The following is a 22,859-nucleotide window of genomic DNA, read 5'->3' on the forward strand; positions in this document are numbered from 1 at the left end:
CCCCGCGGCCCTCACCGACCCCGGTGACCTATCCGCCGTACCACATCCAGTCGACCGGGACGACGGCCCCGAACCGTACCTCTCCGGTCACCTACGTCCTGCTCATCGCCGTACCCGCCATCGTCGCCATCGCCGCGTTCCGCGCGCGCTGACGGCCGGCCCGCTGATTTCTGGAGGCTTCCGTTGCCGGATTGGCTTGTTCTCGTCCTCGCGATGCTCGCGGCCTGTGCCGTGGTGGTCATCATCACCCTCGTCCGGCACAAGAGGGCGGCGGAGGACGAGGATCCCTCCGAGACGCCGGACGTCATCGAATACATGACCATGTGGATCGGCGTCATCTACGCCATCGTCCTCGGTCTGGCGGTGGCCGGGGTGTGGGAGGCCCGCAGCGCCGCCCAGGACCATGTGCAGTCGGAGGCGCAGGCGCTGCACGAGATCTATGAACGGGTACGGGTCTATCCGCCCGACGCCCGCGACCGGATCCGGGCGGACGTCGAGGCCTACGCCCAGCAGGTCGTCGGCAAGGAGTGGAAGGAGATGGCCGACCACGGCCGTCTCACCCCGCGCGGCGCGGATCTGCTCGCGAAGATCCGTCAGGACGTCACCGACTACGAGCCGAAGACCGACTTCCAGGCACAGGCCTACCAGCCGCTGGTGGACCAGGTGGCCGCTCTCGACCAGTCGCGCAGCGCCCGGGCCGACGCGACCGGGGCGACCATGCCGAACGTGGTGTGGTTCGGGCTGCTGACCGGAGCCGCGGTCACCATCGGCATGGTCTTCGCGCTGCAGATCAGGCGCACCCGGCGCGAACTGATCCTGGCCGGGCTGTTCTCCGCGACCATCGCCTTCATGCTGTTCCTGATCTGGGACTTCGACGAACCGTACAGTCGGGGCATCACCGCGACGGCGCAGCCCTTCCTGAACCTCTTCCCGCACATCAGGGGTTAGGGTCCCGGACCGCCGGGGGCCGTCCGTGGGGACATCCCGCCGCACCACGCCGCGGGTGTCCCCCGGATGCCGCATCCACATCCCCCGGTCGGCCCATCTGCCTCCCCCGTTCGCACTACCGCGTTCGCGCGCGTGTGCGGATGTTCCTAGCGTTCCGAACATCGAGGTGCGTTTCCGGCGCGAGCGGAACAGGTCCGCGGACAGCTCCTCGGGGACCGGAGGAACGCCCATGCACGTCATACGCCTCGCTCCGGCCGCGCTGTTCGGCGTCGGTGCCCTCGTCCTCGGCGCTCCGGCCGCCCTCACGGACGACCAGGGGGACGGGAGCCGTGACAGCGGCCGGCGCGCCTCCTTCGACGTCCACGTCACGCCGTCCACCGTCTCGGCCGGCGGCCGGGTCAGCCTGCGACTGAACCGCGGCGACGGCTGCCGCGGTGCCGCGACGGTCAGCTCGGACGTGTTCGACACGGTCCGGATCCCGGAGGGACGGGACTCGGTGGCGGCCACGGTCCACCGGGACGCGAGAACACAGGCCTCGTACCGGGTGACGTTCGACTGTGACGGGACCAGGGGGTCGACCGAACTCAGCATCGCGGGCAGCCGGTCGGAGGAACACGGCGACGGCGGTACGGACAGCCTCGCGGCCGGCCAGTCCGAGGGGCGTACCGACGGACGCACGGACGTCCAGTCCGACAGCCACAGGGACGAGCACGCCGATGACCAGTCCGGCAGCCACACCGACGGGCACGCCGACGACCAGTCCGACGGCAGCACCGACGAGCGCACGGACGGCCGTACCGACGGCGGTGTCGACGGGCAGACGGACAGCCGTACCGACGGGCGTGAGGACCTCAACCCGCAGCCGCTCCCGCTCGATCGCGGTGTGCGGGCCGGTGCGGGCGGCAGCGTCGGCGGGTTCGATCCGAAGGCGATCGGCCTCGGCGCCGCGCTGGTGGTGGCCTCGGTCGGCACGGCGTACCACCTCGCGCGCCGGCGGACCGGCGAGGACGGCGAGGACGGTGCCTGAATCACCTCCCGGCCCGCAGCCCGACCGTGCGGATCTCCGCCCCGGTCCGGCGCGGGGCCGGGGCGAAGACGGCCCGCACGGTTCAGAGCCGCTTCTCGTGCCGACGGCGCAGCCAGAACCCGCAGCCGGCGAGCACGGCCGCGCCCACCAGCCCACCGCCGATCGCCATGTCGGCCGGGGTGGCCCCGCTGGAGACGCTGCCGCCGAGGCCGCCCCTGACCCCGCCGAGCACGAAGAACGCGGACGGCCGGGTCAGGGTCCGCCCGTCGCAACGGACCGTCAGGTCGTACGGGCCGGGGCGGGCGTTCCGGTTGATGGTGGCGACACCGCGCGCCATGTCGCCGCCGAACGGGAACAGCGTGGCCGTCCCGAAGGCGCGGGAGCTCATGGTGCCCCTGCGGCAGCCGTTGACGGTGACGGTGAGGCGGGCGCCGCTCGTGATCGCCCTGGGCTGGGCGAGGATGTTGCGTACCCCGAAGCCCCGGCCGCGGAACCCGTCACCACCATTACCGCCGCCGAACCCGTCGTCACCGTTCCCGCCGCCGAACCCGTCGTCACCATTGCCGCCGCCGAACCCGTCGTCACCATTGCCGCCGCCGAACCCGTCGTCACCGCGACCGCCGAAGCCTTCGCCGCCCCGCCCGCCGAAGCCTTCGCCGCCCCGCCCGCCGAAGCCTTCGCCGCCCCGGCCGCCGAAGCCGTCCCCGCCTCGACCGCCGAAGCCGTCCCTGCCCCGGCCGTCCCCACCACGGCCGAAGCCGCCCGCGCCGAACCCACCGACGCCGTACCCGGGAACGACGACCCCGGGTACCGCCGCGATGCCAGGGGCGACCCCGACGCCGGGCGCGACACCGACGCCGGCTCCGGGGGCGACGCCGGTCCCGGGGGCGACGCCCGTCCCGCCGACGATCGGGGCTTGGGTGTTGGCCGGGCCGCCGCCGTTGCCCAGGCCGTCCGCGACGGCCATGGGGGCGGCGGCTCCGAGCACGGCGACCACCGTGCACGCTGCCGCGAGGGCACGTGAGTTTCGCATCTCTTCCTCCGCGGAAGGCGCCCCGGGAACCGTCCCCGGTAGATCGGCGAGAAAGCACCTCCCGAATAGACCCTCAGATGCCTTGAACACGCCCGCATTTCGAGAATGGTCCGTCCTGGTGAGGGGACACGCCGAGCGAAAAGCACACAATCGGATATTGCCGCAGGTCACGGACCGTCAGAAAAATCCTGGTAACGGCAACTCGGATGGCGCACCGGAATGGGCGCGGGCCACCCGTTCGCCCGTTGCCCCGTCGCCGCTCGCGCGCGCGGGACTTAGCGTTTTCCCATGCGCGCTACGGACCTGCGCGCCACGGACATCGCGGCGGCCGCGTCGAGAGGGGATGGCGAATGTCTGCGTCCGAACTTTCCGAGCTGGCCGAAGAGGAGGAGCGGCGGCGGAAACGGGCCCCCTGGGGCGTGATAGCGCTTGTCCTGCTGACCGGTCTGGCGCTCATCCGCAACGGTTCGGGGGAGTTCGACGTCGGTCCGCCGCAGCCGGCCTCGGCCGCCGCCCCGGACAGCCGTAGCACGGTCCCGGACACCTTCGCCACCGCGCCCGCCTCGCTGCCGTACTCGGCGGCGGACCGGATCAGGATCCCCGCGATCCGGGTCGACGCGCCCGTGATGCCGGTGGGCCTGGACGCGGACGGCTGGGTCGCGGCGCCGCCACCGGACGACCCCAATCTGGCCGGCTGGTTCACCGGTGGCGTCTCGCCCGGCGAAAAGGGCACGTCCGTGATCGTCGGCCATGTCGACAACACGAAGGGCCCGGCGGTGTTCTACGGTCTCGGCTCCCTGAAGAAGGGAAACCGGATCGAGATCGGCCGCACCGACGGAAGGACCGCGGTGTTCGAGATCTACGGCATCGAGGTCTTCGCCAAGGCCGATTTCCCCGGCGATCGGGTCTACGGCTCCAAGGGCACGCCGGAATTGCGGGTCATCACCTGCGGCGGCGGCTTCTCGAAGCAGAACGGTTACGACGGGAACGTGGTGGTCTTCGCCCGCCTGATCGAGGCCCGCTGAGGCGGACCCCGCCGGGCGGGCCGAGGCCCGTTCGCGTCAGCGGGCCGGATCCTGTTCAGGTCCGGCGGCGCGGCACGGTCAGGTGGTAGCCGTTGTCCAGGAGATAGGGCAGATACTCGCGCAGGGCCTGGACGCTCTGCGAGCGGTCGCCCCCGGCGTCGTGGGAGAGGACCACGACGCCGGAGGCGGCGCCCTTCTCGATCGTGTCGACGATGGTGCGGGTACCCGGGGTCGTCCAGTCGGTGCTGTCGACGGTCCAGGCCATGGGTTCCATGCCCATCTCGGCGCCGAGTTGGAAGGCCGCGCGGTTCCATGCGCCGTAGGGGGCGCGAAACCACTGGGGGCGTTCGCCGTAGGTGTCCTCGATGGCGTCACTGGTGCTCTCCATCTCGTCGCGGATCTCACGGCGCTTCAGGGTGGTCAGCAGCGGATGCGTCCAGGTGTGGTTGCCCACGACATGGCCCTCGGCGGCCATCCGCGCCACCAGCTCCCGGTTCTGGACGATGCACTCCCCGCACAGGAAGAACATCGCGCGCACGTCGTACTTGGCGAGGGTGTCCAGGATGTGCGGGGTGTAGGCCGGGTTGGGGCCGTCGTCGAAGGTGAGCATCATGCGCCGGCCGCTGCCGGAGATCCGCATGATGGGTCTCCTGCGGACCTTGAGCTTGCGCGGCTCGGTCGGCGGCGGACCGTAGCCGGTGAGCGGCTGGAGCCGGAAGACGGAGGACTTGAGCGCCTGACGAACCGGCGGTCCGGCGGCCGGGGCGACGGTGCCCGCGGCCTCCTCGCCCTCGCTCGCCAGCACGATGCCCGTGGTGCCCGCGGCGCCCAGAGCTGCGGCGCCGGCGAGCAGCAGCCGGCGTCGGGTGAACAACTGATCCTTCTGCATGACTCATCAGTCGCCCGGCCGGGCTTGGGCGCACCACTTAGACACCGGTGCGGCGGCGCGAAAACACCCGCACGGACCAGCGTGGGGAGGTTTCGGAAAGAAACGGTCAAGTACCCCGGGGCGACGGCGTGTCCGGGAACCGGGGAGGCCTCAGCGGTGGCGGACCAGCGGGAAGGGCAGCGTCTCGCGGATCGTCAGGCCGGTGAGGAACATGACCAGCCGGTCGACGCCGATGCCGAGTCCGCCGGTGGGCGGCATCGCGTATTCGAGGGCGTCCAGGAAGTCCTCGTCGAGCTCCATCGCCTCGGGGTCCCCGCCGGCGGCGAGCAGCGACTGGGCGGTCAGCCGGCGGCGCTGTTCGACGGGGTCGGTCAGTTCGGAGTAGGCGGTGCCGAGTTCGGTGCCGAAGGCGACCAGGTCCCAGCGTTCGGCGAGCCGCGGGTCGGCGCGGTGCTGCCGGGTGAGCGGGGAGACATCGGTGGGGAAGTCCTTGTAGAAGGTGGGCAGCCGGGTCCGCCCCTCCACAAGGCGTTCGTACATCTCCAGCACCACATCGCCGGGCCCGTCGTCGGCGGTGTAGGGCACCCCCGTCCGGTCGCAGTACCGGTGCAGCCGCAGCAGTTCGGTGCCGGGGCCGATCTCCTCCCCCAGCGCCTCGGAGATCGCCCCGTACACGGTCCTGACCGGCCAGGTGCCCGAGATGTCGTACTCCCGCCCGTCCTTGCGGGCCACCGGGGAGCCGAAGGCGGCGGTCGCGGCGCCCTGGATCAGTTCGCGGGCCAGGTCGAGCATCACGTCGTAGTCGGCGTACGCCTGGTAGGCCTCCAGCATGGTGAACTCGGGGTTGTGCTTGTAGGAGACGCCCTCGTTGCGGAAGGTGCGGCCGAGTTCGAAGACCTTCTCCAGGCCACCGACGCACAGCCGTTTCAGGTACAGCTCCGGGGCGATGCGCAGACAGAGGTCGAGGTCGTAGGCGTTGATGTGGGTGGTGAAGGGGCGGGCGTTGGCGCCGCCGTGGATCTGCTGGAGCATCGGGGTCTCGACCTCCAGGTAGCCGCGGTCCAGGAGGCCCTGGCGCAGTGCCTGTACGGCGGTGGAGCGGGCGCGTACCACGGCGCGGGCGGCGGGGCTGGTGGCGAGGTCGAGGTAGCGGCGGCGGACCTTGGCCTCGGGGTCGGCGAGGCCCCGGTACTTGTCGGGCAGGGGCCGCAGGCACTTGGCGGTGAGCTGCCAGTCGGTGACGAAGACGGTGGGCTCGCCCTTGTCGCTGAGGCCGGCCCGGCCGGTGGCGGTGATCTGGTCGCCGATGTCGGTGTCGGCGGTGAAGCGGGCCAGGGCGGGGCCCGACCGGTCCCGGGTGAGGGCGAGTTGGCGGTCGCCGGACCAGTCGCGCAGCGTCACGAAGACGATGCCGCCGAAGTCCCGGACCAGCATGACCCGCCCGGCCACGGTGACCGTCTCGCCGTCGCGGATGCCGGCGAGGGCGCGGGTGGGCCGTACGGTCGCCACCGGGTAGGGGTCGACGCCCGCCGCGCGGAGCCGGTCCAGCTTGCCGCGCCGGACCCGGAACTGGTCCGGCAGGACCTGCCCGGGGGCGCCGGACCCGGCCTCGTCCCCTCCGTCGAGACCGGGCACCGGCGAAGACCGCTGCGCCTCGACGGGCGGCGGCCCGGTCTTCGGGTGCCCCTTTCCCCAGAGCTTGCGCAAGGAAGGGACGGAGACGAACCCTTCGGCGATTCCGGAGGCCAGGCCGATGCGGGCCAGAGAGCCGGCCTCGCCATAGCAGAGGAAGCGCGGGTACCACTCGGGGCGGTACTTGGCGTTGGAGCGGTACAGGGCCTCCAGCTGCCACCAGCGGGAGAAGAAGAGCAGCAGCCGGCGCCACAGGCGCAGCACCGGTCCGGCGCCGATGCGGGCGCCCTCCTCGAAGACCGAGCGGAAGACGGCGAAGTTCAACGAGATGCGGCGGACGCCCAGTTTGGGGGCGGCCACGCACAGGTCGGCGACCATGAACTCCATGACCCCGTTGGGGGCGGCGCGGTCACGGCGCATCAGGTCGAGGGAGACGCCCTCGCCGCCCCAGGGCACGAAGGAGAGCAGGGCGAGCAGCCGGCCGTCCTCGGCGAGGGCCTCGACGAGCAGGCAGTCGCCGTCGGCGGGGTCGCCGAGCCGGTCCAGGGCCATGGAGAAGCCGCGCTCGGTCTCGGTGTCGCGCCAGGCGTCGGCCTTGTCCACGACCTCCTCCATCTCGGCCTCGGTGAGGGTGGCGTGGCGGCGGACGCGGGTGGTGGCGCCGGAGCGCCGGACCCGGTTGACGGCCTGCCGGGTGACCCGCATCTCGCGGCCGCCGAGGTCGAAGTCGGCGACGTGCAGGATCGCCTCGTCGCCGAGTTGCAGGGCGCCGAGGCCGGCGCGGACATAGGCCTTGGCGCCGCCCTCGGAGGCGCCCATCACCGCGGGCACCCAGGCGTGCCGGCGGGCCACGTCCAGCCAGGCGGCGACGGCGTGCGGCCACGCCTCCGGGTCGCCGACCGGGTCGCCGCTGGCCAGGCAGACGCCGGCCTCGACCCGGTAGGTGACGGCGGCCTTGCCGCTGGGCGAGAAGACCACGGCCTTGTCGCGCCGGGTGGCGAAGTAGCCGAGGGAGTCCCGGTCGCCGTAGGCCTTGAGGAGGGCGCGGACACGGGTCTCCTCGTCGCCGTGCAGGGCGGCTTCCAGGCGCTGTGAACGGAACAGGGTGGCGGCGGCGTTGAGCAGGGCGAGGGCGCCGAAGAGGCCGAGCAGGAAGGCGACGGAGCGGGGCGGGCGGCCCCCGTAGCTGCCGCCGTCGGCCAGGCCGCCGCAGACCCGGTCGGCGGCCCAGGCCAGGTGCTGGCCGTGCGGGAGCGAGCCGGGGAAGAGCGAGACCAGGCCCCAGCCGGCCAGGATCGCCACGACCAGGCCGACGACGAGGACGGTGAGGGCGCGGCGTACGGCGGCCCGGCGGGAGGCGGCGTAGAACTCGCGTCTCGCCACGATCAGCAGGGCCAGGGCGAGTCCGCACACCAGCAGTGAGCTGAAGGGGTACCAGTCGAAGCCGAAGGCGACCGTCAGGATGTCCGCCAGCACCAGCAGCCCGAGGTAGATCACCACCAGCCACCAGGCGACCTTCTTGCGGGCGGCGGTGGCGCCGGCGAGCAGGAACAGGAAGACGGCGTAGGCCAGGTTGGGGCTGACGGGCACCACGACGGCGTTGAGGAAGTGCACGACCGGGCGGAGCAGTGTGCGCAGCGGGGCGATGAAGGAGAGCAGGGCGCACAGCAGGGCGAGGGCGCCGAAGAAGGTCCCGAAGGCCTCCGGCACCCAGGTGAGCCGCCCACCGCCGGACGGGCGCGGCGACCCCGCGGTCTGCTTCCCCGGGGCGGGCTGCACGGCGGCACTCATGCTCCGACTGTAGGAAGCACCGGCCCACCTCGCCCGTCGAGCGGCCTGCGGCCAACTGGGCGCCCCGGTTGCCCGGCGAGGAGCCCCGGCAGCCATGGGACCTGCGATTTCCGATAGCCTCGGGACGTGGCGGAACAACACCAGTTCGAGCGGGGCACGGACGGCCCCAAGGTCATCGTCGTCGGTGTCGACGGCTCGGACTCCTCGTGGCGCGCGGCCTCCTACGCCGGTGGTCTGGCCCGGCGGCAGCACGCGCTGCTCGCCGTCGTGTACGTGCAGCCGATCCTGGCGGCCGGGGCGGCGCTCGGGGCGCCGGTGGCGGAGACGACCGACGAGATCGCGGAGGACCTGGTCACCCAGGTCAGGGACGCGGCCGAGCGGCTCAAGGGGATATTCGAGGTGCGCTGGGAGTTCCACACCTTCCGCGGCGACGCCTACAGCGGACTGGTGAAGGCGGCCGACGAACTGAAGGCGGACGCGGTCGTGGTGGGCGCCTCCGAGCAGGCCGGCCACCGGTTCATCGGCTCGGTGGCGATCCGTCTGGTGAAGGCGGGACGGTGGCCGGTGACGGTGGTGCCGTAGCCGGGGCCGAGGCACGCGGGAGCAGCGCCGGGGTCGCGAGCAGCAGGACCCCGGCGGCCCCGATCGCCGTACGCGGCCCGACGAGGCCGGCCAGTACCCCCCACAGGGCGGTCAGCGTGGCGATGGAGGCCTTGGTGCTGACCGACCAGGCGGACAGGGTACGGGTCGTCCGGTCGTCGGGGGTGTGGTCGAGGCGGTGGGTGGCGAGCACCGGGTTGAAGACTCCGGCGGAGGTTATGAGCCCGAGTTCGGTGACCATTATCAGCAGGAGCCCGGGCAGTCCCGGCCGGACGAAGGCCAGTCCGACGGGCCACAGGGCGCGCAGCACGGCCGAGGTGTGCAGGACCCGGCGCTGTCCGTAGCGGGCGACGAGCGGGCGGGCCAGGCGGGAGCCGATGAGTCCGCCGAGGCAGGGCACGGCGAAGGCGAGGCCGTACTCCCAGGGCGGGAAGCCGAGCGGGCCGAGCATCAGGACGGCCAGCAGGGGTGCGGAGGCCATGATCAGGCCGTTGACCACGACCACGTTGAAGAACAGGGGCCGCAGCTCCGGGCTGGTGAGGATGTACCGCCAGCCGTCGAGCAGATCCGCGGCCCGCAGACCTTCGGCGGCTCTGGGCCGGGGGCTCGGCTCGTCGTCACCGACGGCCCGGATGCCCAGGGCCGACAGCAGGAAGCTGGCCGCGTTCGCGACCACCGTCGTGATCGGGCCGAACACGCCGATCGCGGCGCCGCCGAGCGGCGGTCCGAGGACGGTGGCGGTCCACATCGTGGATTCGAAGCGGGCGTTCGCGGTCAGCAGCCGGTCACGCGGTACGAGCGACTTCAGGAAGGCCCCGGAGGCCGCGTTGAAGGTGATGTCGGCGGCCGCGACCACCACGGAGACGACTATCAGCTGACCGATGTCGAGGGCGCCGAGCGCGTAGGCGGCGGGGACGCTCAGCAGCGCGGCGCACCGGACGAGGTCCATCCCGGCCATCACCGGCCGCTTGCGCCGGAACTCCACCCAGGGGCCGAGCGGCACCGCGACCACGGCGCCCACCGCGGGCCCGGTCGCGGCGAGCAGTGCCACCTGGGCCGCGCTCGCGTGCAGCACGAGGACCGCGATCAGCGGGAACGCGTCGAACGCGAGCCAGGTCCCGAACACGCTGACCGAGTAGGCGGCCCACAGCCACCGGAACCGCCGCCCCATGCACAACCTCCCATTGCCCGGGACCATGAAATCGGCCGGGTGGCCTCGGGAGCAAACAACCCGCGACCAGCGAGCCACAACCAGCGGTTGTACGGTGGCGCCCATGGACCTCACCGCCGTGCGCACCTTCGTCGCCGTGGCCGACTCGGGGCAGTTCCAGGAGGCCGCGGCGGTGCTGGCGGTCACCCAGCAGGCCGTGTCCAAGCGGATCGCGACGCTGGAGAAGGAGCTGGGGGTGCGACTGTTCACCCGCACCGCGCGGGGCGCCGGCTTGACCATCGACGGCCAGGCCTTCCTGCCGCACGCGCGCGAGCTGCTGCTCGCCGAGGAGCGCGCGACCGCCTCCGTAGGGTCCGGGCGGCGCCCCCTGCGGGTCGACGTGGTCGGCGCGCGGCTCGCCCCGGCGGCGCTGCTGCGCGGCTTCCACGAGGCACACCCGGAGACCGCCCTGGACGTCGTCACGCTCTTCGACGTGGACTCGGCGCTCACCGCCCTGCGCTCCGGTGCGATCGACGCGTCCTTCCGGGCCGTCGCCATGCCCGGCCGCCCGCTGCCCAGAGGCGTCGAGGCGGCCCGGGTGTACGACGAGCCGGTCCAGCTGCTCACCGGCCCCGGGCACGCCCTGGCCGGCCGTCGCACGGTCTCGCCCGGGGAGCTGGCCGGCCACCGGATCTGGATGCCGGGCATCGTGGAGGGCACCGAGTGGGCCGCCTACTACACCTCCCTCGCGGCCGAGTTCGGCCTCACCATCGACTCCTCGGGCCCCAACTTCAGCGGGGCGGTGCAGGACGCGGTGGCCGCCTCCGACACCCTGGCGACGCTGGTCAGCGAGGGGACCCGGCTGGTCTGGCCGGAGGGCCACGACCTGCGCCGTGTCCCGCTGCTCGACCCCACCCCGGTCTACCCGCACTCCCTGGTCTGGACCGCCGCCAACCCGCACCCGGCGCTGGCCGCCCTGCGCGCCCATCTCGCCGGCACCCGGCCGCCCCGTCCCGCGACCCGGAGCTGGGTGCCCGGCTGGGCCGAGAGCGTGCGTGGCGTCTTCCGTCCGTGACGCCCCTGAGCCATCATGATCCGCCGTCAGCCGTTCGCGATCGGCGAAGAGGTGAGGCACATGGCCAAGCTCCGTATGGGTGAAGGAATTCTCCGTCGCAAACCCATCGAACACATCGAGGAGACCGAGGTCGGCGCGGGGCCCCAGCTCGACAGATCGCTCGGGCTGGGGCAGCTGACCGCGATCGGGGTGGGCGGCATCATCGGCGCGGGCATCTTCACCCTCGCCGGCACGGTCGCCAACGGCACGGCCGGTCCCGCCGTGCTGCTCTCCTTCCTCATCGCCGGCCTGGCGAGCGCCTGCGCCGCACTGTCGTACGCCGAGTTCGCCGGGATGATCCCGAAGGCGGGTTCGGCGTACACGTACGGCTATGCGGTGCTCGGCGAGTTCGCGGGCTGGTTCATCGGCTGGGACCTGCTCCTCGAGTACACCGCGATCGTGGCGGTGGTCGCCATCGGCATCTCCGGGTACTTCGGCTTCCTGGTCGAGGAGATGGGCGCGGAGCTGCCACGGTGGATGCTGGGCGCGCCCGGCACCGGGGCCGGCCACCGGGTCGACCTGTTCGCCGCGGTGCTCTGCCTGCTGATCGCCTACCTTCTCAACCTCGGCATCCGCAGCGCGGCCCGCTTCGAGACGGTCGTGGTGGTGCTCAAGGTGCTGGTGGTGCTGCTGGTGATCGGCGTCGGGGTGTTCCACATCAACTCGGCGAACTACCACCCCTTCTTCCCGTTCGGCGTCAGCGGGGCGTTCACGGGCGCGGCCACGGTGTTCTTCGCGGTCTTCGGGTACGACGCGATGTCCACGGCGGCCGAGGAGTCGAAGGACGCGCAGCGGCACATGCCGAAGGCGATCATCTACTCGCTGGCGATCTCCATGGTGCTGTACGTGGCGGCCTGTCTGGTCCTGACCGGCATGCAGAACTACAAGGACATCGACCCGGAGAGCGGCTTCTCGACCGCGTTCAAGTCGGTGGGGCTGAGCGGGCTCGCGGACGTGATCGCGGTGGGCGCGATCATCGGCATCCTCACCGTGATGTTCACCTTCATGCTGGGCGTGACCCGGGTCTGGTTCTCGATGTCACGGGACGGGCTGCTGCCCGGCTGGTTCGCGAAGACGCACCCGACGCGGCACGTGCCGACCCGGGTGACCTGGATCGTCGGGGCCGCCTCGGCCCTGCTCGCCGGGTTCGTGCCGATCGGCGAGGCGGCCGAACTCACCAACATCGGCATCCTGCTGGCGTTCGTGGTGGTGTGCGTGGCGGTGATCGTGCTGCGCTACCGGCAGCCGGATCTGCCGCGTGCCTTCCGTACCCCGTGGATGCCGTTCGTGCCGGCGCTGGGTGTCGTCTTCTCGGTGTGGCTGATCACGTTCCTGGCGTGGCAGACCTGGGTGCGGTTCGCGGTCTGGTTCGTGATCGGGTGCGTGATCTACTTCGGCTACTCGTACAAGAGGTCCCGGCTGGCCGGGCGTTAGAGGGCCCGGAGGAAGTCGAGCAGGAGGGCGTCGAAGACGTCTGGGCGCTCCAGGTTCGGGTAGTGGTCGGCGCCTTCGACGATCTCGGCGCGGCCGTCGGGGACCTCGCGGGCCAGGCGTTCGGCGGCGGCGAGCAGATCGGCGGGCTCCAGGCCGCCGTTGATCGTGAGGACCGGGACGTCGATCTTCGGGACCCTGGGCCAGGAGTCGGTCACCCGCACATGCCAGTCCGTCTCGCCGGGCGTGTGCTTGGAGAGGGTGTGGCGGGCCATCTCCCCGAGCCGGCGTGGGATCTCCGGGTCGAGGGCGTCGAGGTCGCGGTGTGCGCCCGCGGCGACCCGCAGGAAGGCGTCGAGCCAGCCCTCGATGTCGCCGGCGCCCAGGGTGCGGGCGTACTCGTCCTGGAGTCCCTTGTGCCAGCTGTCCGTGTACCGGAAGTCGCCGGTCGCCGCCCCGCAGGTGACCACCGCGCGGACCAGCTCGGGGTGTTCCAGCACGGTGTCGGTGGCGATGACCCCGCCCATCGACACGCCGACCAGGACGGCGGGCCCGGCGTCGAGGTGGCGCAGCAGTTCGGCGAGGTCGTCGGCCCAGCGGAAGGGCTTGCTCGCGTTGGCGGAGGCGCCGTGGCCGCGGACGTCGGGGGCGATCACCCGGTACCCGGCGGCGAGGGCCGGGATCTGGCCGGCCCAGAAGCGGTGGTCGACGTATCCGGCGTGGAGCAGGACCACCGGGTCGCCGGAGCCGGTGTCGAGGTAGGCGAGGTCGCCGTCGGAGGACGGGAAGTAGCGGACGTCCGCAGCACCATTCATGACAACCAAGGTGTCATCTTCGAGGGTTTTTGACAACTGGGTTGTCATGACGACTTTGACACCCGAGGTGTCACCACGGCTCGGTGCATGATGGCCGGGTGAACGACATCGACAAACCCCTCGCCCCCGACGAACTCGGCGAGCGCATCACCGAGGTGTACGACCTCATCGGCCCGCTCTACCGGCGCGCCTTCCGCAAGATCGAGCTGGGCGAGCAGATCGAGGGGGCCTCCGTCGGTGTGCGCTCCGTGCTGGACCTGCTGCGCCGGTTCGAGCCGATGACGGTGCCCCAGATGGGCCGGATCATGGCGCTGAGCCGGCAGTTCGTGCAGCGCATGGTGAACGACGCGGTGGCGCACGGCTGGGCCGAGGTCATCCCCAACCCGGCGCACCAGCGTTCCTCCCTGATCCGGCTCACGGACGGCGGCCGGACCACGATCACCGCGATCCTCGCCCGCGAGCACGCCCTGAACCGGCAGGTCGGCGGCGGTCTGACCGACGCCGAGATCACGGCGTGCGTGCGGGTGCTGAAGGAGCTGCTGCGGACGTTCGACCACGTCGACGTGGAGTGAGTGCCGCTACTCCCCCATCACCAGCCCGTCCTTGGCGGCCCCGCGGCCGAGCACGGTGTCCCGGATGCCGTCGCGTACGGCGGTGAAGTCGGCGCCCTGGTCGATGGCCGCGTTGAGGTCGACGACCCGGCCGGCGTCGAGGTCGTACAGCTGGGGGATGAACTCGGCCTTGGCCACCTCCCAGCGGCCGCCGGGGCGGGTGGGCGGCGTGAAGGTGAAGCGGGCGAGGGTGGACTGGTTGCCGCGCGGGTCCTGGTGACCCTGGCTGTTGTTCAGCTCGCCGGCGATCTGGTCGCCGAGGCTGTAGACGACCCAGGTGCCGTTGACCTTCTCGTACGCCTGCGGGATGTGGGCGTGGGTGCCGAGGATCAGGTCGATGTCGGGGCGGCCGCCGGTCCGGGCGGCGGTGAGCCGTTTGGCGAGGGTGAGCTGCTGCTGGTCGGGGGCGTCCTGGCCGTCGGTGCCCCAGTGCACGGAGAGGACGACCACGTCGGCTCCGGCATGCCGGGCGGCGCGGGCGTCGGCGAGGATGCGGTTCTCGTCGAGGAGGTTGACCGCCCAGGGCTGCCCGGGCGGCAGGGTGTTCCCGTTGACGTCGAAGGTGTAGGAGAGGTGGGCGACTCTGGTGCGGCCCGCGTTGAGCAGGGTGACGGCGGCCGCCTCGGCCTGGGTGCGGGCGGTGCCGGCGTGCCGCAGGCCCGTCCGGTCCAGATCGGTGAGGGTGCGCTGGATCCCGTCGGCGCCGCCGTCGAGGGCGCGGTCGGAGGCGGTGGAGCAGCTGTCGTACCCGACGGCCGCGAGGCCCTCGGCAAGCTGCGGCGGGGAGGCGGCACCGGCGGAGCCGGACTCCCCGTTCTCCGCGTTCTCCGCGTTCTCCGCGTCGGTCACGGTCGCCAGGTGACAGAGCGCCAGATCGGCATGGGAGACCACGGGTTCGACACCGGCCAGCATCGGGCGGAAGTCGTGGCCGTTGCCGCCCGCGTCGAAGTTCGCGTGGTCGATCGCGGACTTCTGCGGCATGACGTCACCGGAGGCGACGAGGGTGAAGCCGCCGCCGGGGGCCGGCACGGCGGGCGCCGGCTGGCCGGGCGGGGCGGCGTTCTCCTGCCGTACGTGGTTCTGGCAGGCGGCTGCGGTGGCGAGGAGGGCGGTCAGGGCCAGGGCCACCTGGCGTCTGCGATTGATCATCAGGAGCACCCCAGAGTCGCAAGCCTTGTCCGATTTACAGATCAATGGGTACGAAGCCGAGCCGGGTCGCAAACAACTCAGGCGCCCCGATTGACCCATCCGGGTCGGGTAAGGGGTGTGACGGACCGTTCGTCGCACCGTTCGCCGACGCGATCGACCGTCCGCCGCAGACCCCTGTCCGCCCCCTGTCCCCCGGCCCGGCCCTGCGATGCCATACGGCCATGACGGCCGGAACCACCCTTCCCGACGGGACGACGACCGCCGAGCACGAGCTCGCCGCACTCCAGCGCGAGCACGGCCGCCCGCTCTTCGCGCTGCTGCTGCGGCTCAGCGACGGAGACCGGCAACGCGCCGAGGACCTCGTGCAGGAGACCCTCGTACGCGCCTGGCAGCACCCCGAGGCACTGCGCGCCGACGACTTCGACTCCGTCCTGCCCTGGCTGCTGACGGTCGGCCGGCGGCTCGCCATCGACGCGCGCCGGGCCCGGCAGGCGCGGCCGCCCGAGGTGCACGACGCCGTCCTGGAGAACACCCGGGCCATCGGCGACCACGCCGAACGCGCCGCCGCGGCGCTGGACGTACGGGAGGCTGTGAAGACTCTCACCCCGGAACACCGTGAAGTCCTGGTGCTGGTGTATTTCCAAGGGGCGAGTGTTGCGGAGGCCGCGGAGACCCTCGGCATTCCACCCGGTACCGTGAAGTCGCGGGCGTACTACGCGCTGCGCGCCCTGCGCCGGGTTCTGCCCGGTTATGCACCCGACCTGCGATGAAACCGTAAGCCAGGTCAAACCTCGGTAAAGCGCCTTGCTGAGGACCGTGTTTGAGCAATCAGCTGTCTTCATCCGTGTTCCGCACCGGGAGAGGGACGGACCCGGGGTCGGGGCCACGCGCGCGCACCGGAGGAAGGCAGGACGGGATGCTGCACAGAGGTCAAGAGAGCACGGACGGGGCCGGGAGCGGGGAACTGGCGGTCCCGATGGCCTGGTTGTATGCCGAGTACATCGCCGACGAGCTGCTGCGCACCGGCGATCTCATGCCACCGACGTCCTTCGAGTTCCGGGCCGGCCGGGACGCGCTGGCCCTGACCATCTTCCTCTCCGACACGGACGGCGAACTGTCGGGCATCCGGGTCGTGTCCCAGTTGGAGAACTGGCTTTCGCTCACGGCGTACGACCAGCCGTGGCAGCACTGGGTAGGGCAACGTATGTCCCGGCTGGCCGCCGAGGCGGTCGAGTCGGGCGGGCCGTCACCCGACCTGGATCTGGCCGCGGACGCCTGGCGCTGGCTGGAGGAGACCGAGCTGCTCGCGCCCGACCTGGACGCGGTACCGGGCGGTGGCTCGGTGTTCGGCGAGGACGACGGACCGAAGGTGTGGACCCCCGCCTGGCGGCTCGGTCTGCCCCTCGGACATCTGGCCATCCATCTTTTTTGAATCGCCACCAATCCGCGGGCCCGGCCGCTCCGAATCCGTTGGTTACGATTCTGTACGTGCCTTGAGTGAAACAGCGGCCGACTGCGTACGGGTGGGAGCAAGGAGCAATGAGTAACCCCCACCCGCACTCACGGCACGAGGATTCGGCATGAGGTCCCTGGAAAGGCATCGCGACGTCGGCGCGTACGCGCTCGGCGTGCTGGACGAGGCGGAGGCCTTCCGCTTCGAGGACCATCTCATGGAGTGCCCGAGCTGCTCGGCACACGTGACCGAGTTCGGCCCGGCGGCACGGCAGTTGATGCTGTACCGCAGGGCCACGCCGCGCTTCGTGCACCCCATGGCCCAGCCCGGTCCCCGACTCCTTGACCGGCTGCTCGCCGAGGTCGCGACCCGGCACCGGGCCAAGCGCCGCAAGCTGCTGTACGGCCTCGCCGCCTCGGTGGTGTTCGCGGTCGTCGGCCCCGGCATCGTGGCGTACGCCGGCCATGACGCCCCGCCGGCCGTACGGGTCGCCGCGGCCACCGACGCGCAGTCGGGCGTGTGGGCGCAGGTGAAGTCGGCGGACACGGAGTCCGGCAGCACGATCGAGCTGCAGGTGAAGGACACCGACGGGCCGCGCTCCTGCCGGCTGGTCGCGGTCGGCCGGGACGGCTCCGAGCAGATCGTGACCACCTGGGCCGAGCGGGACCACGACGACCGGGTGTCCACCATGACGGGCGGCTCCTCGATGCACCCCGACGAGATCGACCACTACGAGGTGCGCAACGCCGACGGGCAGCGCCTGGTGACCCTGGACCCCAAGTGACCGCCGGTCACTTGAGCAGCCGGGACATCCGGCGGTCCGCGAGCGGCTTGCCGCCCGTCTGGCAGGTCGGGCAGTACTGCAGCGAGGAGTCGCTGAACGAGACCTCGCGGATGGTGTCGCCGCAGACCGGGCAGGGCTCGCCGGTGCGGCCGTGGACACGCAGCCCGCTCTTCTTCTCCGACTTGAGCCGGCCCGCCGCCAGGCCGTGGGAGCGCTCCACCGCCTCGGTGAGGGTGGTGCGCAGCGCCTCGTAGAGCCCGTGGACCTCCTGGGGCGTCAGGGACGCGGCCAGCTTGAACGGGGACATCTTCGCCGCGTGCAGGATCTCGTCACTGTAGGCGTTGCCCACTCCGGCGATCAGGCTCTGGTCGCGCAGGGCGCCCTTGAGCTGCCGCCGCTCGTCCCCGAGCAGGGCCGCGAGCCGGGCCTCGTCGAAGTCGGCGGCGAGCGGGTCCGGGCCGAGCCGCGCGACACCGGGTACCTCCCGCGGGTCACGGACGATGTACACGGCGAGCTTCTTCTGGGTGCCGGCCTCGGTGAGGTCGAAGCCCGCGCCGGTCTCCAGGGCCACCCGCAGGGCGAGGGGGCCCTTCCCGGGCCGGGGCGGTCCGTCCGGCAGCCGGTCCTTCCAGTGCAGCCAGCCCGCCCGGGCCAGATGGGTGATGAAACGCAGGCCGCCGTCGCCCTCGAGGTCCAGGAACTTGCCGTGCCGGTGCACGGCGACGACCTCGCTGCCCTCGAAGGCGCCGACGGGCGGGTCGTACGTCTTCAGGACGCTGATGGCGACCGGCAGGACGCGCACGACCTCGTGGCCGACCAGGTTGTCGGTCAGGAAGTCCTTGAGCGCTTCGACCTCGGGCAGTTCGGGCATGCGTCCAGGGTGCCACCCGTGGCCCCGGAGGTCAGGTGGGCTCCGGCATCCGGAACTCGCACCAGACCGCCTTGCCGCCGCCGCGCGCCTCCACGCCCCACACGTCGGCGATCTCGTCGACCAGCAGCAGGCCCCGCCCGGACACCCCGTCCTCCGCCGCCTCGCGCCTGCGCGGCAGGGCGCTGGAGGAGTCCTCGACCTCGACGCGGAGCCGGCGGTCGCCGCCGCCTAGCACCCTCAGGGTGACGATCGCGGAGCCCTCGGTGTGCATCAGCGCGTTGGTGATCAGTTCGTCGGCGACCAGCTCGATCTCGTCGGCGCGGTCCCCGGCGCCCCAGGCCCGGACGGCGGCACGGATCATGTGCCGGGCCAGGGTGAGCGCCTCCGGGTCGCCGGAGGCCACATGCTGCTGGAGGCGGCCGATGGCCTGCGCGGCGTCCGGGCCGCGCCGGCGCAGCAGGAGCAGGGCCACGTCGTCGTCGCCGCCCCGGTCCTCGGCGATCGCGATCAGCCGGTCGGCGAGCTTCCGCACGTCCTCCGGCCCGTCGGTGACCTGCTGGATCAGGGACCGCATGCCGTCCCCCAGGTCGGCGCCCGGCTGCTCGACCAGCCCGTCGGTGCACAGCAGCAGCGTCTCGCCGGAGTCGAGCTCCAGGGTGGACACCGGGTATTCGAGGCTCTTGAACTCGGCGGACAGGCCGAGCGGCAGCCCGCCCTCCACGGGGACCCGCCGGCAGCTTCCGTCGGCTCCGCGGACCAGCGGGTCGATGTGCCCGGCGCGGACCACCTGGACGACGCCGGTGGACAGGTCGGCCTCCGCGTACAGGCAGGTGGCGAAGCGGTCGGTGTCGAGTTCGTCCAGGAAGACGGAGGCGCGGGCCATCACGGTGGCCGGGGCGTGGCCCTCGGCGGCGTAGGCACGCAGCACGATCCGCAGCTGGCCCATGACGGCCGCCGCGTGCGTGTCGTGCCCCTGGACGTCGCCGATGACCGCGCCGACCCGGCCGCCGGGCAGCGGGATCAGGTCGTACCAGTCGCCGCCGATGTCCCGGCCCAGGGCGCCGCCGGCGGTCGGGGAGCGGTAACGGACGGCGATGTCGGCGCCGCGCACGCTCGGGATGGTGCGCGGCAGCATCGCCTGCTGGAGTCCCTGGGCGAGGTCCTTCTCCTGCTCGTAGAGCATGGCCCGCTGCAGGCTCTGCGCGATGCTGCTGCCGAGGGCGACCAGGACGGCACGTTCCTCGGTGGAGAAGCCGAGCCGGTCGTTGTAGAGCAGGCCCATGGCGCCGATCGGGCGGGCCTGGGCGATCAGCGGGAGATAGGCGGCCGAGGTGATGTGCAGCTCGGTGATGTGCGGCCACAGTATCGGGTACCCCTCGGCGAACTGCTCCGGTGACTCGATGAAGCACGGGCTGAGGGTCCGCACCACCTCGCCCATCGGATAGGGCTCGTCTATCCGGGTGATCCGGGTACCGGGGACGAAACTGCCCGCCGGTCCCTCGGCGACCAGCCGGATCCGGCCGGCCTCGACCAGGCCCATCACCAGGCTGGTCGCGCCCAGGTTGGGGATGCCCTGGGTGTCCTTGAGGGCGTCGATGACGTCCTGGACGCTGCGGGCGTGCGCGAGGGCCGCGGTGACCACCTGGACGACGCCGGACTGCTGGCGCAGCGCCTGGTCCTGGGCGGCCCGCAGGCTGCGCGCCTCGCTGTCCTCCAGCTCCTGGGTGGCGTCCCGGACCACGCCGACGACCCGGCGCGGCCGGCCGGTCTCGTCACGCCGGATATAGCCCTGGGTGTGGGTCCAGCGCGGGGTGCCGTCGCGGCGGCGGATGCGGAAGTACGCCCCGTAGTTCTCGCTGCCGTCCTTGATGGCCTGGGCCACCACCGCGTCCAGCCGGATCCCCTCCGTCAGGGGTACCCGGACGGCGAGGCTCTCGGGGTGCCCGTCGTACTCCTCGGGGGTCAGGTCGAACACCTCGTACGCCTGGGCGTCCATGTGGAACAGACCGGCGTCCAGGTCCCAGTCGAAGGTGCCCAGGCGGTTGAGCGCCAGGATCGGGTGGTCCGGGTGGGCGGGCCAGTCGTCCGGGAGAGACGGAGCGCTCGCTCCCCGATCAGCCATGGGGCCACCTTGCCAGGGGAACCCCGACCGGGCAATTTCTCCCGTATTGTCCACTTCACCCGCTCGGGTTACGCGCCCTGACGGACGCGGTACACAGGGTGACAGGCCCTTTCCCGACACCGGGCCGCAGGCCGGAGAGAGGCAGGGACGCACGGCCGTGGAGTGGTTCACCGCATCCGGGTACTGGTTGAGCCGGCTGGTATTCCAGCGGGCGCTGGCCGGCGTGTATCTCGTCGCGTTCCTGGTGGCGGCGCTCCAGTTCCGGGCCCTGCTGGGCGAGCGCGGGATGCTGCCGATCCCGAGGTTCGTCGACCGGGTCGCCTTCCGGCGGGCACCGAGCCTCTTCCACCTGCACTACTCGGACCGCTTCTTCGCGGCCTGCGCCTGGGCGGGCTGCGCGGTGTCGGCGGCGCTGCTGGCCGGCCTGGACTCCCTGCTCCCGCTGTGGGCCGCGATGGTGCTGTGGCTGGTCCCCTGGGCCCTGTATCTCTCGATCGTCAACGTCGGCCAGACCTGGTACGCGTTCGGCTGGGAGTCGCTGCTCCTGGAGGTCGGTTTCCTCGCCGCCTTCCTCGGCAACGACGAGGTGGCCCCGCCGGTCGTCGTCCTGTTCCTGCTGCGCTGGATCCTGTTCCGGGTGGAGTTCGGAGCGGGTCTGATCAAGATGCGCGGGGACGCCTGCTGGCGCAACCTGACCTGCCTCTACTACCACCACGAGACCCAGCCGATGCCGGGCCCGCTGAGCTGGTTCTTCCACCACCTCCCGAAGCCGGTGCACCGGGCGGAGGTGGCCGCGAACCACGTCACCCAGCTCGTGGTCCCCGTCCTGCTGTTCACCCCCCAGCCGATCGCGACGGCGGCCGCGTCGCTGATGATCCTCACCCAGCTGTGGCTGGTGGTCTCCGGCAACTTCTCCTGGCTGAACTGGATCACCATCGTGCTGGCCCTGTCGGCGCTCCGGCTCCCCGCGGACCACACCTCGGCGCCGCCGGCCCCGCTCTGGTACGAGATCGTCGTCCTCGCCGTGGCCGCGCTGCTGCTCTTCCTGAGCTACCGCCCGGTGGTGAACATGGTCTCGCGCCGCCAGGTCATGAACCGCTCCTTCGACCCGCTGCACCTGGTCAACACCTACGGCGCGTTCGGCAGCGTCAGCCGGGTGCGGTACGAGGTGGTGGTCGAGGGCACGCTGGACGAGGCCCCGCGCGAGGACGCGGACTGGCGGGAGTACGAGTTCAAGGGCAAGCCCGGCGATCCACGGCACTGGCCGCGCCAGTTCGCGCCCTACCACCTGCGCCTGGACTGGCTGATGTGGTTCGCCGCCCTCTCCCCCGCGTACGCCGGCGACTGGTTCGGCGGCCTGGTGGAGCGCCTCCTGGAGAACGACCGCGACACGCTACGGCTGCTGCGCCGCTCCCCCTTCCCGCCCGACCGCCCCCCGCGCTTCGTCCGCGCCCGCCTCTTCCGCTACCGCTACACCAGTTGGCGGGAGCTGCGGGAGACCGGCGCGTGCTGGGAGCGGACCTACGTGCGGGAGTTCATGCCGCCGACGCGGCTGGCGGGGGCGGCTCGGAGGCCGTAGACACGGGTGGCGGTGGTCTCGAAGACCCGGGTGCGTTCGCCGGGGCCGATCAACTGCTCGGCCGCGTCGAAGACTTCGGCGTACGTCCCGGCCAGGACGCACACCGGCCAGTCCGAGCCGAACATCAGGCGGTCCGGGCCGAAGGCGTCCAGGACCGTCTCGGCGTACGGGCGGAGGTCGTCGACCGTCCAGGCGGCGGGGTCGGCCTCCGTGACCATGCCGGAGAGTTTGCACACGGTGTTGGGCAGGGCGGCCAGGGCGCGTACCGCGGTGGCCCAGGGGTCGAGGTCTCCGGAGGCGATGGGAGGTTTGCCCAGGTGGTCGAGTACGAAGGTGAGCTGGGGGTGGGAGTCGGCCGCCTTGACGGCGGCCGGCAGCTGGTGGGCCTGTACGACCAGGTCGTAGACGAGGCCCGCGTCGGCGATCGCGGCCAGGCCCCGGTGGACGTCCGGGCGCAGCAGCCACTCCGGGTCCGGCTCGCCCTGGACCTGGTGGCGGATGCCCTTCAGGTAGGCACCGCCGGGGAGTTCGCTGAGGCGGGCGAGTTCGTCGGCGATCGCCGGGTCGGTCAGGTCGGTCCAGCCGACGACTCCGGCGACCAGGTCGTGGGTGTCGGCGAGGGCCAGGAACTCGGGGGTCTCCTCCGGGACGGTGACCGTCTGGACGAGGACCGTGCGGGTGACGCCGGCCGCCCGCGCCTCGGGTTCGAGGTCCTCGACGGTGAAGTTCCTTCTGAGCGGCTGGAGTTCCGGTCCCGTGATCCAGTCCTGGTCCCGCACCGAGAGGTCCCAGACGTGGTGGTGGGCGTCGACGGTCATGGCAGCTCCCCTACGAC

Annotated in this window: 21 protein-coding genes; 12 read left to right on the forward strand and 9 right to left on the reverse strand. The window is 72.0% G+C overall.

Translation table 11 applies throughout. The features are described 5' to 3' along the window. The first annotated feature begins 23 nt into the window (after window positions 1-23). From ACZ5K7_RS39720 to ACZ5K7_RS39730, 3 genes are all read left to right on the forward strand, one after another. A complete protein-coding gene (locus ACZ5K7_RS39720) occupies window positions 24-152 on the forward strand; it encodes a hypothetical protein (protein WP_351703692.1) in 129 nt (42 codons plus the stop codon). 31 nt (window positions 153-183) lie between these two features. Next, window positions 184-948 (forward strand): bestrophin-like domain, encoded by a 765-nt coding sequence (locus tag ACZ5K7_RS39725; RefSeq protein ID WP_351703689.1) that lies wholly within the window; start codon window positions 184-186, stop codon window positions 946-948. 229 nt (window positions 949-1,177) lie between these two features. After that, a complete protein-coding gene (locus ACZ5K7_RS39730; protein WP_468921822.1) occupies window positions 1,178-1,975 on the forward strand; it encodes a hypothetical protein in 798 nt (265 codons plus the stop codon). Between the two features lie 82 nt (window positions 1,976-2,057). Here ACZ5K7_RS39730 and ACZ5K7_RS39735 read toward each other — a convergent pair whose 3' ends face one another. Further along, window positions 2,058-3,008, reverse strand: a complete 951-nt coding sequence (locus ACZ5K7_RS39735; protein WP_468921825.1) for a hypothetical protein — start codon at window positions 3,006-3,008, stop codon at window positions 2,058-2,060. A gap of 350 nt (window positions 3,009-3,358) precedes the next feature. Between ACZ5K7_RS39735 and ACZ5K7_RS39740 the strand changes: the two genes are divergently transcribed. Next, complete coding sequence (locus ACZ5K7_RS39740) at window positions 3,359-4,033, forward strand: class F sortase (protein WP_450972639.1); 675 nt, start codon at window positions 3,359-3,361, stop codon at window positions 4,031-4,033. A 55-nt stretch (window positions 4,034-4,088) separates the two neighbouring features. On the opposite strand, the gene ACZ5K7_RS39745 is transcribed toward ACZ5K7_RS39740, so the two are convergent. Together ACZ5K7_RS39745 and lysX are read right to left on the reverse strand one after the other, a co-directional pair. Next, entirely contained in the window at window positions 4,089-4,922 is an 834-nt protein-coding gene (locus tag ACZ5K7_RS39745) for a polysaccharide deacetylase family protein (RefSeq protein WP_468921828.1), read from the reverse strand. 150 nt (window positions 4,923-5,072) lie between these two features. Continuing rightward, complete coding sequence (gene lysX / locus ACZ5K7_RS39750) at window positions 5,073-8,345, reverse strand: bifunctional lysylphosphatidylglycerol synthetase/lysine--tRNA ligase LysX (RefSeq protein ID WP_468921830.1); 3,273 nt, start codon at window positions 8,343-8,345, stop codon at window positions 5,073-5,075. 126 nt (window positions 8,346-8,471) lie between these two features. Between lysX and ACZ5K7_RS39755 the strand changes: the two genes are divergently transcribed. Next, window positions 8,472-8,927, forward strand: a complete 456-nt coding sequence (locus ACZ5K7_RS39755) for a universal stress protein (protein WP_468921832.1) — start codon at window positions 8,472-8,474, stop codon at window positions 8,925-8,927. Here ACZ5K7_RS39755 and ACZ5K7_RS39760 read toward each other — a convergent pair. Then, the gene (locus ACZ5K7_RS39760; RefSeq protein ID WP_468921835.1) at window positions 8,863-10,116 is read right to left on the reverse strand and encodes an MFS transporter; all 1,254 of its coding nucleotides are present in this window, start codon (window positions 10,114-10,116) and stop codon (window positions 8,863-8,865) included. The genes ACZ5K7_RS39755 and ACZ5K7_RS39760 overlap by 65 nt on opposite strands. A 103-nt stretch (window positions 10,117-10,219) precedes the next feature. On the opposite strand from ACZ5K7_RS39760, the gene ACZ5K7_RS39765 reads away from it, so the two are divergent. Together ACZ5K7_RS39765 and ACZ5K7_RS39770 are read left to right on the forward strand one after the other, a co-directional pair. Next, a complete protein-coding gene (locus ACZ5K7_RS39765; protein ID WP_468921838.1) occupies window positions 10,220-11,170 on the forward strand; it encodes a LysR family transcriptional regulator in 951 nt (316 codons plus the stop codon). Between the two features lie 60 nt (window positions 11,171-11,230). Continuing rightward, entirely contained in the window at window positions 11,231-12,643 is a 1,413-nt protein-coding gene (locus ACZ5K7_RS39770; RefSeq protein ID WP_468921841.1) for an amino acid permease, read from the forward strand. Here ACZ5K7_RS39770 and ACZ5K7_RS39775 read toward each other — a convergent pair. Beyond that, window positions 12,640-13,455 (reverse strand): alpha/beta fold hydrolase, encoded by an 816-nt coding sequence (locus tag ACZ5K7_RS39775; protein WP_468921844.1) that lies wholly within the window; start codon window positions 13,453-13,455, stop codon window positions 12,640-12,642. The genes ACZ5K7_RS39770 and ACZ5K7_RS39775 overlap by 4 nt on opposite strands. A gap of 98 nt (window positions 13,456-13,553) precedes the next feature. Here ACZ5K7_RS39775 and ACZ5K7_RS39780 point away from each other — a divergent pair, with 98 nt between their 5' ends. After that, window positions 13,554-14,027, forward strand: coding sequence for a MarR family winged helix-turn-helix transcriptional regulator (locus ACZ5K7_RS39780; RefSeq protein ID WP_351703660.1), 474 nt, complete (start codon window positions 13,554-13,556; stop codon window positions 14,025-14,027). Between the two features lie 6 nt (window positions 14,028-14,033). On the opposite strand, the gene ACZ5K7_RS39785 is transcribed toward ACZ5K7_RS39780, so the two are convergent. Further along, window positions 14,034-15,215 carry a CapA family protein gene (locus ACZ5K7_RS39785; RefSeq protein WP_468921847.1) on the reverse strand — a complete coding sequence of 394 codons (1,182 nt, stop codon included), beginning with the start codon at window positions 15,213-15,215 and terminating at the stop codon, window positions 14,034-14,036. A 221-nt stretch (window positions 15,216-15,436) separates the two neighbouring features. On the opposite strand from ACZ5K7_RS39785, the gene ACZ5K7_RS39790 reads away from it, so the two are divergent. From ACZ5K7_RS39790 to ACZ5K7_RS39800, 3 genes are all read left to right on the forward strand, one after another. Beyond that, window positions 15,437-15,985 carry a sigma-70 family RNA polymerase sigma factor gene (locus tag ACZ5K7_RS39790; protein WP_351703654.1) on the forward strand — a complete coding sequence of 183 codons (549 nt, stop codon included), beginning with the start codon at window positions 15,437-15,439 and terminating at the stop codon, window positions 15,983-15,985. A 146-nt stretch (window positions 15,986-16,131) separates the two neighbouring features. Further along, window positions 16,132-16,647, forward strand: a complete 516-nt coding sequence (locus ACZ5K7_RS39795) for a hypothetical protein (protein WP_351703651.1) — start codon at window positions 16,132-16,134, stop codon at window positions 16,645-16,647. A 148-nt stretch (window positions 16,648-16,795) separates the two neighbouring features. Then, complete coding sequence (locus ACZ5K7_RS39800) at window positions 16,796-17,452, forward strand: zf-HC2 domain-containing protein (protein WP_450972636.1); 657 nt, start codon at window positions 16,796-16,798, stop codon at window positions 17,450-17,452. A 7-nt stretch (window positions 17,453-17,459) separates the two neighbouring features. On the opposite strand, the gene ACZ5K7_RS39805 is transcribed toward ACZ5K7_RS39800, so the two are convergent. Next, window positions 17,460-18,323, reverse strand: a complete 864-nt coding sequence (locus ACZ5K7_RS39805) for an Fpg/Nei family DNA glycosylase (protein ID WP_468921850.1) — start codon at window positions 18,321-18,323, stop codon at window positions 17,460-17,462. Between the two features lie 31 nt (window positions 18,324-18,354). After that, a complete protein-coding gene (locus tag ACZ5K7_RS39810; protein ID WP_351703645.1) occupies window positions 18,355-20,445 on the reverse strand; it encodes a SpoIIE family protein phosphatase in 2,091 nt (696 codons plus the stop codon). Window positions 20,446-20,602: 157 nt separating this feature from the next. Here ACZ5K7_RS39810 and ACZ5K7_RS39815 point away from each other — a divergent pair, with 157 nt between their 5' ends. Further along, window positions 20,603-22,024, forward strand: a complete 1,422-nt coding sequence (locus ACZ5K7_RS39815) for a lipase maturation factor family protein (RefSeq protein WP_351703643.1) — start codon at window positions 20,603-20,605, stop codon at window positions 22,022-22,024. Here the strand turns inward: ACZ5K7_RS39815 and ACZ5K7_RS39820 are convergent. Beyond that, window positions 21,967-22,842: an amidohydrolase family protein gene (locus ACZ5K7_RS39820; protein WP_468921855.1), complete on the reverse strand. Its 876-nt coding sequence runs from the start codon at window positions 22,840-22,842 to the stop codon at window positions 21,967-21,969. The genes ACZ5K7_RS39815 and ACZ5K7_RS39820 overlap by 58 nt on opposite strands. Window positions 22,843-22,859: the final 17 nt, after the last annotated feature.

It is taken from the genome of Streptomyces sp. NPDC031497 (assembly GCF_055580905.1).